We start from the raw sequence: 11684 nt of genomic DNA, 5'->3' as shown, positions 1-11684 counted from the left end.
AGTCTGAAAGTCCGCGAGCGATGTGGACCGCCGCGTCGGTCGTGCCGACGCGGTGCCCGGTGGCTGATCAGTGCAGGGTCAGCGGCTGTTGTGCGAGCTGGGTGTAGCCGGCGATGTAGTCGTCGATCTCTTCGGTACTGGGCTCGTGCTCTTCGGCCAGCGCCTGCACGCCCTCGCGGAAGCGCTGGGCCAGCGCGCCATCGATGAAGATGCCCTTCTTGGCCGCCTTGTCGACGATCTCGTAGCCGCCGCGCACCACGTCTGCGTGGCTGGTCGACGCCCCTTCGCCGTCGCCGGGGGCGCTGTCGGCCTGCTCCAGCGAGATCTGCACGACGGCGTAGCTGTCGGAGTTGTAGACCAGGTTCATGCGGTGATGCTCCATGTACTGCCCGAGGCCAAGCAGGCCCCCATGCCAGGCAAATGGAGACAAGGCGGCTGGATTCAAGGGTCGCTGCGAGGGGGCGCCGAGGAGGGCGCTTCGACCGCGGGCAATGGGGTGCTGAGCCAAAAAGCCTCGCTGCTGCGGCCGGGCACTTGGGTGAAGCGCAGTCCCACGGGCAGGTGCCCGGCGTCACGTGCCAACCACAGCTCGATCCGCTGGTCGTAGGGCTGTGACGGTTCGCGCCTCAGGTGCACGACCGGAATCGGCACACCGTTCGGTTCGACCTGCCCGTCGCCGACCACCTCGAAATCCCACTCGCCGACATGGCCACGCAACGAGGCCACCTGCATGCGGATGTGCTGGCCGGCACGCAGCCCGCCCGGCTGGGCCTGGGCGATCGCGACCAGCTGCAGCAACATGCTGGTGCGGTCCTGAGCGCCAGGATGAAGCGCGAACGCGCGGCTCGAACTGGAGAAGGTGATCACCCCTTCGTCGCGCTGGAAATTGACCGCCCGCGCGTCGATCCCGCGCTGGCGCTCGACCATGCGCTGAGGCGCAAAGCCGGCGGCATTGAAGAAGCCGCGCGACATCCAGTCCATCACCGCCTTGCCGTTGACCTCGGCGGTGAAGCGCACCCGGAAGATGCCGCCGGTCTGCAGGTCGTAGCTCAGCTGCGCCGTGCCGGCGTCGTCGCCACGCTCGACGCGGTAGTCGAGCTTGAACGACTGCTCAGGCCGCTGCGTGGTGTAGATCGGCGGCCGGCCGCCGCCTTCGATGTCCTGTGCGCTGGCCACCGTGCCGGGCACCGGCGCCGCTGGCGTCGAGCCGGCTTCGTCGGCCGGCGTCGGCTCGGTGCCCGCCACCGACTCGGGCGGCCGCGGGCCCGCCATCCAGTCGATCGGCCCATCGGGCGGCGGGCGGTGTTCGCTGGCGGGCGCCGGCTCGGGCGCCGCCAGCAGCGGCGGTGGTTCGGCCGGCGGTGAGGGCGTTGGCGTTGGCGCCGCAATCACCTCAGGCGCCGGTGCCGGTGCCTTGGCCGGCGGCAGCGTCACCAGCTGAATGGCCGGACTGTGCCCGGGTGCACGGCCGATCGGCTCGTGCACCGGCCCGATCAACCAGCCATGGGCCAGCAGCACCGCCAGCACCACGGCGGCGGCCTGGCCGCGGCGGCGCCAGTTCACTGCCGGCGCGCGTGCCGGCAGTTGCGTCGGGGCAGGGAAGGTGAAGGCGGGCCAGGGCATCGGACAATGGTGCCATCAACTTCGGCCGCCTCTGCCTGGCGGCCCAGCCCCGATTCCACGTACATGAAGCTCGCCACCTACAAGGACGGTTCGCGCGACGGCCAGCTGGTCGTCGTCTCGCGTGACCTCGCCACCGCGCACTACGCCAACGGCATCGCCACCCGACTGCAGCAGGTGCTGGACGACTGGAACTTCCTGTCACCGCAGTTGCAGGACCTGACCACCACGCTGAACCATGGCAAGGCGCGGCACGCCTTCCCGTTCGACCCGGCGATGTGCATGGCGCCGCTGCCACGCGCCTACCAGTGGGCCGACGGCTCGGCCTATCTGAACCATGTCGAGCTGGTGCGCAAGGCGCGCGGCGCCGAGATGCCGGAGTCGTTCCTCGGCGACCCGCTGGTCTACCAGGGGGGCAGCGACGACTTCCTCGGCCCCTGTGACGATGCGCGGTTCGCCAGCGCCGACTGGGGCATCGATTTCGAGGCCGAAGTCGCGGTGATCACCGGCGACGTCGAGATGGGCGTGTCGCCGGCGCAGGCGCTCGAAGGCGTGCGGCTGCTGATGCTGGTCAACGACTGGACGCTGCGCAACCTGGTGCCCGCCGAGCTGGCCAAGGGCTTCGGCTTCTTCCAAAGCAAGCCGGCGACGGCGTTCAGCCCGGTGGCCGTGACGCCCGACGAACTGGGCGACGCCTGGCAGGCAGGCCGCGTTCACCTGACGCTGCAGTCGACCTGGAATGGCCGCAAGGTCGGCTTGGTCGAGACCGGGCCGGAGATGAACTTTCACTTCGGCCAGCTGATCGCCCACGTCGCCAAGACCCGCAACCTGCGCGCCGGCGCGATCGTCGGCTCCGGCACCGTGAGCAACAAGGACGCTTCGCGCGGTTACAGCTGCATCGCCGAAAAGCGCGCGCTGGAGATGATCGACCAGGGCGAAGCCAGGACCGCCTTCATGCAGTACGGCGACACGATCCGCATCGAGATGAAAGGCAGGGACGGTCACAGCCTGTTCGGCGCGATCGAGCAGACCGTGGTGGAGCTGGCATGACGCTCGCCGCCTGGGTCACTGGCGTTGCCGTCGCCTTGGTCCTGTGGGCCGCACCGCCGGCCCTGCAGGCTGCGCCCGCCACCGACGCGTGCCCGCCACAGCCGAAGCCACTGACTGCCGACGACGTGCAGCGCGGCATGCAGGACGCGATCGACCGCGGCTTTCTCTGGCGTGTCAGCAAGGGCGGCAAGACCTCCTGGCTGTACGGCACGCTGCACGTCGCCCGCAAGCCCTGGATGTTCCCCGGGCCGCAGGTGCGCAATGCGCTGCAATCGGTCGACCGGGTCGCGCTGGAGCTGGACATGCTGGACCCGGACATCCAGCGCCGCCTGATGACCGTGCTGGCCGCCGCGCCGGGACAGCCGGTGATCAGTGGTCCGCTGCAGCGTCGCCTGCGTGCGCAGATGGACAAGGCCTGCGCCGGCCAGGAGCTCGCCGCGCTGAAGCCCGAGATGCAAGCCGTGACGCTGACGGTGATGGCCGGTCGGCGTGCCGGGCTGGAGCCGGCCTACGGCATCGATGGTTTCCTGGCCGGTTATGCGCGCGGCCTCCACAAGCCGGTGCTGTCGCTCGAAACGCCCGAAGCCCAGATCGGCCTGCTGCTGCAGCCGACGCCGGCCGAGACCGAAACCTTCGTCGGCCATGCGCTCGACGAATTGGACAGCGGTCACGCCCTGCCGACGCTGCAGCGCCTGGCCGAGGCCTGGGCCCGCTCGGACTGGGCAGAGCTCAGCAGCTATGCCGACTGGTGCCGGTGCGTCGACAGCGACGACGACAAGCGCCTGATGCGTCGCCTGATCGACGAGCGCAATGTCACGATGGCGGCACAGCTGCAGACCCGGCACGACGCTGGCGAGCGGCTCTTCGTGGCCGTCGGCGCCTTGCACCTGATCGGCGAGCAAGGCGTGCCGGCCTTGCTGAAGTCGCACGGCTTCGATGTCCAGCGCATCGAAGGCGGGTTGCCCGCGGCGGCGGCCTCGGCGGCGTCGCGCTGACGAAACAAGCCGCCGCGCCCGGGTTCCCACCAAAGCGCCCGTGCCGCCGGCCGGGCGTACCATCGCCGCCATCCCAGCAAGCGACAAGAGGCGTGCAATGGCCGATGCAGCCGGTTTCACCAAGATGGTTCCGGGCTTCGATTTCCTGCAGGGGCTGGTCAAGAACGCCGGCGCCGCATTGCCCAACATGGGCCAGTGGATTGCGCCGACGCTGAACCCCGAGGAGCTGGAGAAGCGCATCGAAGAGCTGCGCACGGTGCAGTTCTGGCTCGAGCAGAACGCCCGCATGCTGGGCGCGACGATCCAGGCGCTGGAAGTGCAGCGCATGACGCTGTCGACGTTGAAGACGATGAACGTGCAGATGGGCGAGCTGCGCGACTCCATCAAGCTGAAGGTGCCGGAGCCCGAGGCGGCCGAGCCTGCCGAAGCCCCGGCACCCAAGCCCGCCGCCAGGAAGGCGCGTGCCGCCGCTTCGTCCAAGACCCAGGTCGAGACGCCGATGGGCACGGTCGACCCGATGCAGTGGTGGGGCGCGCTGACCAAGCAGTTCACGACGCTGGCCGCCGGCGCGATGAAAGACAGCGCCACCGACGCGGCCAAGAACCTGGCAGGCGCGATGGTCAAGCAAAGCTTCGATGCCGCCGGCGAAACGATCAAGCGCGCGGTCGAACTGGGCGCGCAGGTGCCGGTGAAGGCGACCAAGGTCGCGGCCCAGGCGGTGGGCGGCGGCGTCAAGGCGGCCACGCGCGCGGCGGCCAAGAAGCCGGCGACGCGCAAGCGCTCCTGATGGCTGGCGGTTGACACCCATCAATTCAGCGCATCCCAAGCCCCAGCTGAATCGACCCCACGCACCGATTCGACTTCAGCCGCGATTCAGTTCGCGTTGCTACAGTCGGCGCTCATGTCTGCGGTGACCGTTTCCCCGCCTGTCGACGCTTCACCGCGCGCCGCCCGCCAGCGCGAGGTGGTGGCTGCGCTGCAGGCGGTGCTGCCGCCGCACGCGCTGCTGTGGACCAGCGAAGACACCACGCCCTACGAGTGCGACGGGCTGACGGCCTACCGCCAGCGCCCGCTGGTCGTCGCGTTGCCCGAGAACGAAAGCCAGGTCGGCGCCGTGCTGAAGGCCTGCGCCGCCCTGAAGGTGCCGGTGGTGGCCCGCGGTGCCGGCACCGGACTGTCGGGCGGTGCGATGCCCCACGAGTTGGGCGTGACGCTGGGCCTGGCCAAGTTCAACCGCATCCTGAAGCTCGACAAGCTCAGCCGCACCGCGGTCGTGCAATGTGGCGTGCGCAACCTGGCGATCAGCGAAGCGGTGGCGCCGCTGGGGCTGTACTACGCGCCCGACCCATCGAGCCAGATCGCCTGCACGATCGGCGGCAACGTCGCCGAGAACTCGGGCGGCGTGCACTGCCTGAAGTACGGGTTGACGCTGCACAACGTGCTGAAGGTCAAGGGCTTCACCGTCGACGGCGAGCGGGTCGAGTTCGGCGGCGACGCGCTCGACGCGCCGGGGCTCGACCTGCTGCCGCTGGTCGTCGGCAGCGAAGGCATGCTGGCGGTCATCACCGAAGTCACCGTCAAGCTGACGCCCAAGCCGCTGCTGGCGCGCTGCATCATGGCCAGCTTCGACGACATCCGCAAAGCCGGCGACGCAGTGGCCGCGATCATCGGCGCCGGGATCATCCCGGCCGGGCTGGAGATGATGGACAAGCCGATGACTGCAGCGGTCGAGGATTTCGTCCACGCCGGCTACGACCTCGGCGCCGAGGCCATCCTGCTGTGCGAGAGCGACGGCACGCCCGAAGAGGTCGAAGAAGAGATCGGCCGCATGATGGACGTGCTGGCCGGCAGTGGCGCGACGCGCATGGAGGTCTCGGCCAATGAGGCGCAGCGGCTGAAGTTCTGGAGCGGGCGCAAGAACGCGTTCCCGGCGTCGGGGCGCATCAGCCCCGACTACATGTGCATGGACTCGACGATCCCGCGCAAGCGGCTGGCCGACATCCTGATCGCGATCGCGCAGATGGAAACCAAGTATGGCCTGCGCTGCTGCAACGTTTTCCACGCCGGCGATGGCAACCTGCACCCGCTGATCCTGTTCGACGCCAATGACGCTGACCAGCTGCACCGCGCCGAGCTGTTCGGCGCCGACATCCTCGAGACCAGCGTCGCGATGGGTGGCACGGTGACCGGCGAGCACGGCGTCGGCGTCGAGAAGCTCAATTCGATGTGCGTGCAGTTCAGCCCCGAAGAGATCGCGCAGATGCGGGCGTTGAAGAACGCGTTCGATCCGCACGAGCTGCTGAACCCCGGCAAGCTGCTGCCGACGCTGCAGCGCTGCGCCGAGTACGGGAAGATGCATGTGAAGAAGGGCTTGCTGCCCTTTGCGAACCTGGAGCGGTTCTGAACGTGGTTGCCGACGCTGCCGTGCAGATGCTGGTCGACGCCGTGCGCGACGCGGCCGACAGGCGCCAACCCTTGCGCATCGTCGGCGGTGGCACGAAAGACTTCTATGGCGGCGCGCTGCGCGGTGAGCCACTCGACGTCAGGCCGCTGGCGGGCATCAGCGCCTACGAGCCGACCGAGCTGGTGGTGACGGTGCGCGCCGGCACGCCGCTGGTTGAGCTGGAGGTGGCGTTGGCCGAGCAGGGCCAGTGCCTGCCGTTCGAGCCACCGCACTATGCCGAAGGGTCGACGGTCGGCGGCATGGTCGCGGCTGGTCTGGCCGGGCCTGCGCGCGCGGCGGTGGGCGGTGTGCGTGACTATGTGCTCGGTGCGACGATCATCAACGGCCGTGGCGAGATCCTGAGCTTCGGCGGCCAGGTGATGAAGAACGTCGCCGGCTACGACATCTCCCGTGCGCTGGCCGGCTCGATGGGGCAGTTGGGGGTGGTCTGCGAGGTGTCGCTGAAGGTGCTGCCGGTCGCCCCCGGTCGCGTCACGTTGCGCTTCGACATGGACCAGGCCAATGCGCTGCGCCACGTCAACGAATGGGCCGGGCAGCCGCTGCCGTTGTCGGCCAGCGCGTGGTGGGATGGTGCGCTGATCCTGCGCCTGCAGGGGGCCCAGGCCGCGGTCGCTGCCGCGGCGCGCCGTCTGGGCGGCGAGACCATCGCGCACGGCCTGGCCGAGGGCTTCTGGACCGGCTTGCGCGACCAGCACGACGAGTACTTCGACCAGGTCGAGGCCGCGGTCGCCGCCGGCTCGCGGCTGTGGCGCCTGTCCGTCGCAGCCACGGCGCCGCGCATCGAGTTGCGCGGCGAGCAGCTGATCGAATGGGGCGGCGCGCAACGCTGGTTGATCAGCGACGAGCCACCCGGGCGGGTGCGCGACGCTGCGGCCGACGCGCTGGGCCACGCGACGGTCTGGCGCGGCGACAAGACCGGCGGCGCCTTCCACCCGCTGCCGCCGGTGCAGGCCCGCTTGCAGCGCGCGCTGAAGGACGCGTTCGACCCGCTCCAGCTGTTCAACCCCGGCCGACTCGGCGACACCCCATGATCTCGACAACGAACGCGACCGAGGCCACGATGGCCGACTACTACGCCCGCCGTGCGCGGGAGTATGACAAGGTCTACTTCAAGCCCGAGCGGCAGTCGGACGTCCGCGCGCTGGAGGCCTGGCTGCCCGAGCCGTTCGCCGGCCGCCGGGTGCTCGAGATCGCTTGCGGCACCGGCTGGTGGACGCCGCATGGCGCCACCCGTGCGACGCATTGGCTGGCGACCGACCTGAACCCCGAGACGATGGCGGTGGCCCAGGCCAAGCCGATGCCGCCGACGGTCGAGTTCCGCACGGTCGACGCCTACACGCTCGACGGGCTGCCCGCCGATACGCGATTCGACGCTGCGTTCGCCGGCTTCTGGTGGTCGCATGTGCCGCTGGCACGTCTGGCCGGCTGGTTGGCGACGCTGCACGACCGCCTGGACGCTGGCGCCCGGGTGGTGATCTGCGACAACCGCTTCGTCGCCGGCAGCGTGACGCCGATTTCGCGCCGCGACGCCGAAGGCAACACCTACCAGCAGCGCCGGCTCGACGACGGCAGCACGCACGAGGTGTTGAAGAACTTCCCGACCCGCGACGAAGCCTTTGCCTTGCTCGGCCCGCGCGCTCGCGATCCACGCTGGAGCGAGTCGACCTACTACTGGGTGCTTGCGTACGAACTCGCCTGATGCAGACCAACCTCGCTTCCGAGTTCAAAGACACGCCCGACGGCAAGGCGGCCGAGGCGATCCTGCGCAGCTGCGTGCACTGCGGCTTCTGCACCGCGACCTGCCCGACCTACCAGTTGCTGGGCGACGAGCTCGACGGGCCGCGGGGCCGCATCTACCTGATGAAGCAGGTGCTCGAAGGCGCCGAGCCGACACGGGCCACGCAGCTGCACCTGGACCGTTGCCTGACCTGCCGCAATTGCGAATCGACCTGTCCGAGCGGGGTGCGCTACGGTGAGCTGGTCGACATCGGTCGCCGCGTCGTCGAAGCCAAGGTCGAGCGGCCGGCCAGCGAACGCGCGACTCGCTGGCTGCTGAAAGAGGGCCTGACCTCGCCGCTGTTCGGCCCGGCGATGAAGCTGGGCCAGCTGGTGCGCCCGCTGCTGCCGGCTGCGCTGAAGGCCAAGGTGCCGCAGCGCGCCGGGGCCGATGCGCACCGCTGGCCGACCCGCACGCACCCGCGCAAGGTGCTGCTGCTGCTGGGCTGCGTGCAGCCGACGATGATGCCCAACATCAACTCGGCCACTGCCCGCGTGCTCGACGCGGCCGGCATCCAGACGCTGGTCGCCGACGACGCCGGTTGTTGCGGCGCGATCCGTACACATTTGAATGACCACGAGGGCGGGCTGGCCGACATGCGCCGCAATATCGACGCCTGGTGGCCGCTGGTCGAGGGGCTGACTGACGCCGGCCGGGTCGAAGCGATCGTGATGAACGCGTCGGGCTGCGGCGTGACGGTGAAGGAGTACGGCCATGCGCTCGCCCATGAACCCGCCTATGCCGACAAGGCGCGGCGCATCAGCGAGGCGACCCGGGACTTGAGCGAGCTGCTGCCGGACCTGGTGCCCGCACTGCTGCCCAAGCTGGCCGCGCGCCGCAGCGAACCGGTGCCGCTGGCCTACCACCCGCCGTGCACCTTGCAGCATGGCCAGCAGCTGCGCGGTGGCGTCGAGACCCACCTGGCCGCGCTCGGCTTCGACGTCCAGAAGGCGCCGGTCGACAGCCATTTGTGCTGCGGCTCGGCGGGCACCTACTCGGTGCTGCAGCCGGCGCTGTCGTTGCAACTGCGCGACCGCAAGCTGAAGGCGCTGGCGCCGATCGCTGCCGACACCATCGTCTCGGCCAACATCGGCTGCATCCAGCACCTGCAATCGGCCAGCGCAAGACCGGTCAAACACTGGGTTGAAATCCTGGACGCCGCCCTGATCTGACGCCGCTATCCGCCTTCGGCTCATCTGTGCGCCGGGGCGGGCGGATGTGAGAGGATTCGCGCTGCCAACAGCATCAAGCGAGCAGGAGGGCCGATGAAGGGAATGATGAGCCTCTTGGAGAGGGCCGGCCTGGTCCGCCAGGAAGGTCTGGGCGACGACCACGTTCCGCCCAGCCCGGACGCGCCCGCAGACAGCGGCGCGGCCGCCGAACCGGCGGCGTCGGCGAGCGCTCCGACCACCGACACCGGCCTCGCCTCCGCGGCCCCGGTGCCGGATGGCCAGACGCTGGAACAGGTCTACGCCGCCAGCCAGGTGCCCGCTTGCAGTTACCCGGCCGAGCGCCTGCTGCGCTTGGTGGCCGGCCTGAACGCGATGGAAGAGACACTGCGCCGCCAGACGATCCACGCGATCGACGCGGCCGACGAATCCTGGACCATCGACGACCCGCTCGGCGACGCCGCGGCCAAGATCGCGGCGATCGAACAGCACGCCTCCGGCCTGCGCGCCGGCCTGGGTCAGGCCGAAACCCAGGCCCAGGCCGAGCTGGCCGAGCTGCGCCGCAAGCAGGACGCGGCGGTGGCCGAAGTCAAGCGCCAGATCGCCGACCTCGAGGGCCTGCTGACCCGCGAGGTCACGCGCGGCGCGCAGGAAAGCGCGGCGATCGAGTCTGCGCTGCAGATGAAGAAAGAAGCGGTCAGCCAGGAGCTGGCGACGCTGTCGCGTGCGGCCGCTGACTTTCGCGGTTTGATCGCGCAGTTCAAAACCAACCTCACCCCATAAGGAATCGGCGGGCATGGCATACCAGATGACGGGCCTTACCAAAGGGCTTCTCCTGATCGTTGGCCTGGGCCTCGTGGGCTCGATCGGCTGGAACTTCGTGCTGAAGGACAAGCTGAAGAACGGCGGCATCACCGTGGCCGGCACCACCATCGGCGGCAGCGGCAACGCGGCCGAAGGCGGCGGCGCGCCTGCAGGCACCGACGCTGCGCCCGCCAAACCGGCGGCGCCGGCCAGCGGCAAGCTGGGCAGCGCCGGCAACCCGCTGCGCGTCAGCCTGGTCAGCTTCCACGGCTATGCGCCGGCGCTGGTGGCCAACGGCAACAGCCTGAAGACCAAGCCCGGTTCGATCTACGCCAAGCTGGGGCTGAACGTCGAGTTCGTCATCAACGACGACATCCCGACGCTGACCACCCTGTTCGAAGCCAAGACCGCGCAATGCGCCTGGCGTACGTCCGACTTCTGGGCCCAGGAGCATCCGAACCTGCGCAACTCCGGCCACGACGGCAAGGGCGTGATGCTGGTCGACAACACCCAGGGCGGTGACGCAGTGATCGCCAAGGACGGCAGCATCCAGAAGATCGAAGACCTGGCCGGCAAGTCGGTGGCGCTGCTGCAGTACACGCCGTCGCACGGCATGCTGATCGATGCGATCGACAGTGCCTCGTTGACCGCACGCCAGAAGAAGCAGATCAAGCCGATCTTCATCAAGCCGGAAGAGGGCACCGCCGGTGTGCGCGCCGCATTCACCGCCGGCAATGTCGACGCTGCGGTGCTGTGGGATCCGGACCTGTCGCTGGCGCTGCGCGAGGTCAAGGGCGCGCACGTCGTCTATTCGACCAAGACCGCCAACAACCTGATCTACGACATGATGGTCTGCGACCAGCGCGAGCTGGCCAAGCCCGACAACGAGGCCGTGTTCCAGGCCTTCGTCGACGGCTGGATGGATGGGGTGACGGCGGCCCGCGCCAACCCCGACAACGCGGTGCAGGCGCTGGTCGAGACCGAAGAGTTCTTCAAGCTGCTGGCGGCCAAGGAAGGCGCGCCGTTCATCAAGTCGCTGTTCGCCAACCTGCTGTGGACCGACCTGGCCGACAACGCCCGCATCCTCGGCCTGGCCGGTGGCGTCAACCACTACGAGCGGGTCTACGCCCGCTTCGACCAGATCTACCGCGCCGAAGGCTCGCTCGCGAACCCGAAGTCGCCGGTGATCCCGCCGCAGGACAGTTTCGACTTCCGCTTCATCAAGAAGGCGCTGCAGCGCAACACCCAGGCCCAGGCCCAGGCCGCGAAGCCGACCGAGACCTACTCCGAGCAGGGCCGCGCCGTGGCGATGGCCACGCCGGCCGTCGTGACCAAGCCGGTGTCGGTGACCTTCGCGTCGGGCTCGTTCGAGCTGTCGAAGAAGGCACAACAGGTGATCGACAAGGAAATGGTGCCGTTCATCGAGAACAACGGCAGTGCCTACTTCGAGCTCAGCGGCAACACCGACTCGGTCGGCTCGGCGGCGGCGAACCAGTCGCTGTCGCTGGCGCGCGCCAAGTCGGTGGCCGACTACCTGGAAAAGCAGTGGGAAGTGCCGCGCGCGAGATTGCGCGTCACCGGCCACGGCTCGACGCGCCCGCTGTGCGACGAAACCAACCCGGAAGCCGCCGACATGACGCTGGACACCTGTCGTTCGCTGAACCGCTCGACCCGCCTGGCGGTGTTCAGCAAATAGCATGAGGCATCCGAGTTGGACCGTCTGTTGGCGGGCCGAGCGCCGGGCCGCTCCCAAGCCGGCCCGCATCCCCTCGGGGGATCGGCCGACGTACTCGTCGGGCGAGGGG

Annotated in this window: 11 protein-coding genes; 9 read left to right on the top strand and 2 right to left on the bottom strand. The window is 69.3% G+C overall.

The window, feature by feature from the left end:
• Positions 1–67: 67 nt before the first annotated feature.
• On the bottom strand, positions 68–367 hold the full coding sequence (locus VFY73_RS00705; RefSeq protein ID WP_329715976.1) for a BTH_I0359 family protein: 300 nt from the start codon (positions 365–367) through the stop codon (positions 68–70).
• 74 nt (positions 368–441) lie between these two features.
• On the bottom strand, positions 442–1623 hold the full coding sequence (locus VFY73_RS00700; protein WP_329715975.1) for a DUF3108 domain-containing protein: 1182 nt from the start codon (positions 1621–1623) through the stop codon (positions 442–444).
• A gap of 63 nt (positions 1624–1686) precedes the next feature.
• Here VFY73_RS00700 and VFY73_RS00695 point away from each other — a divergent pair, with 63 nt between their 5' ends.
• The 9 genes from VFY73_RS00695 (at position 1687) to VFY73_RS00655 (ending at position 11575) form a co-directional block, all read left to right on the top strand.
• On the top strand, positions 1687–2670 hold the full coding sequence (locus VFY73_RS00695) for a fumarylacetoacetate hydrolase family protein (protein WP_329715974.1): 984 nt from the start codon (positions 1687–1689) through the stop codon (positions 2668–2670).
• Complete coding sequence (locus VFY73_RS00690; protein ID WP_329715973.1) at positions 2667–3665, top strand: TraB/GumN family protein; 999 nt, start codon at positions 2667–2669, stop codon at positions 3663–3665. The genes VFY73_RS00695 and VFY73_RS00690 overlap by 4 nt, the downstream gene beginning before the upstream one ends.
• 97 nt (positions 3666–3762) lie before the next feature.
• The gene (locus VFY73_RS00685) at positions 3763–4452 is read left to right on the top strand and encodes a PhaM family polyhydroxyalkanoate granule multifunctional regulatory protein (RefSeq protein WP_329715972.1); all 690 of its coding nucleotides are present in this window, start codon (positions 3763–3765) and stop codon (positions 4450–4452) included.
• A gap of 114 nt (positions 4453–4566) precedes the next feature.
• Positions 4567–6069 carry an FAD-linked oxidase C-terminal domain-containing protein gene (locus VFY73_RS00680; RefSeq protein WP_329715971.1) on the top strand — a complete coding sequence of 501 codons (1503 nt, stop codon included), beginning with the start codon at positions 4567–4569 and terminating at the stop codon, positions 6067–6069.
• Positions 6066–7160 (top strand): glycolate oxidase subunit GlcE, encoded by a 1095-nt coding sequence (gene glcE / locus VFY73_RS00675; RefSeq protein ID WP_414654353.1) that lies wholly within the window; start codon positions 6066–6068, stop codon positions 7158–7160. The genes VFY73_RS00680 and glcE overlap by 4 nt, the downstream gene beginning before the upstream one ends.
• On the top strand, positions 7157–7828 hold the full coding sequence (locus tag VFY73_RS00670) for a class I SAM-dependent methyltransferase (protein ID WP_329715969.1): 672 nt from the start codon (positions 7157–7159) through the stop codon (positions 7826–7828). The genes glcE and VFY73_RS00670 overlap by 4 nt, the downstream gene beginning before the upstream one ends.
• Positions 7828–9078, top strand: coding sequence for a glycolate oxidase subunit GlcF (gene glcF, locus VFY73_RS00665; RefSeq protein ID WP_329715968.1), 1251 nt, complete (start codon positions 7828–7830; stop codon positions 9076–9078). Before VFY73_RS00670 ends, glcF begins: the two co-directional genes overlap by 1 nt.
• Before the next feature lie 105 nt (positions 9079–9183).
• A complete protein-coding gene (locus VFY73_RS00660; RefSeq protein WP_329715967.1) occupies positions 9184–9858 on the top strand; it encodes a methyl-accepting chemotaxis protein in 675 nt (224 codons plus the stop codon).
• A 13-nt stretch (positions 9859–9871) separates the two neighbouring features.
• Complete coding sequence (locus VFY73_RS00655) at positions 9872–11575, top strand: phosphate ABC transporter substrate-binding/OmpA family protein (RefSeq protein ID WP_329715966.1); 1704 nt, start codon at positions 9872–9874, stop codon at positions 11573–11575.
• The last annotated feature ends 109 nt before the right edge of the window (positions 11576–11684 follow it).

Origin of the sequence: Ideonella sp. (assembly GCF_036277275.1) — a bacterium.
Lineage (GTDB): Bacteria > Pseudomonadota > Gammaproteobacteria > Burkholderiales > Burkholderiaceae_C > Ideonella.
The sequence above is the reverse complement of the archived record's forward strand: the minus strand, read 5'-3'. Positions and strand labels throughout refer to the sequence as shown.

What these genes read in the sequence shown, in the direction of transcription:
- VFY73_RS00705 (WP_329715976.1), bottom strand. Translation starts at nt 367, where the DNA reads ATGAACCTGGTCTACAACTCCGACAGCTACGCCGTCGTGCAGATCTCG.
- VFY73_RS00660 (WP_329715967.1), top strand. Translation starts at nt 9,184, where the DNA reads ATGAGCCTCTTGGAGAGGGCCGGCCTGGTCCGCCAGGAAGGTCTGGGC.
- VFY73_RS00655 (WP_329715966.1), top strand. Translation starts at nt 9,872, where the DNA reads ATGGCATACCAGATGACGGGCCTTACCAAAGGGCTTCTCCTGATCGTT.
- VFY73_RS00700 (WP_329715975.1), bottom strand. Translation starts at nt 1,623, where the DNA reads ATGCCCTGGCCCGCCTTCACCTTCCCTGCCCCGACGCAACTGCCGGCA.
- VFY73_RS00685 (WP_329715972.1), top strand. Translation starts at nt 3,763, where the DNA reads ATGGCCGATGCAGCCGGTTTCACCAAGATGGTTCCGGGCTTCGATTTC.
- VFY73_RS00690 (WP_329715973.1), top strand. Translation starts at nt 2,667, where the DNA reads ATGACGCTCGCCGCCTGGGTCACTGGCGTTGCCGTCGCCTTGGTCCTG.
- VFY73_RS00695 (WP_329715974.1), top strand. Translation starts at nt 1,687, where the DNA reads ATGAAGCTCGCCACCTACAAGGACGGTTCGCGCGACGGCCAGCTGGTC.
- VFY73_RS00680 (WP_329715971.1), top strand. Translation starts at nt 4,567, where the DNA reads ATGTCTGCGGTGACCGTTTCCCCGCCTGTCGACGCTTCACCGCGCGCC.
- glcF (WP_329715968.1), top strand. Translation starts at nt 7,828, where the DNA reads ATGCAGACCAACCTCGCTTCCGAGTTCAAAGACACGCCCGACGGCAAG.
- VFY73_RS00670 (WP_329715969.1), top strand. Translation starts at nt 7,157, where the DNA reads ATGATCTCGACAACGAACGCGACCGAGGCCACGATGGCCGACTACTAC.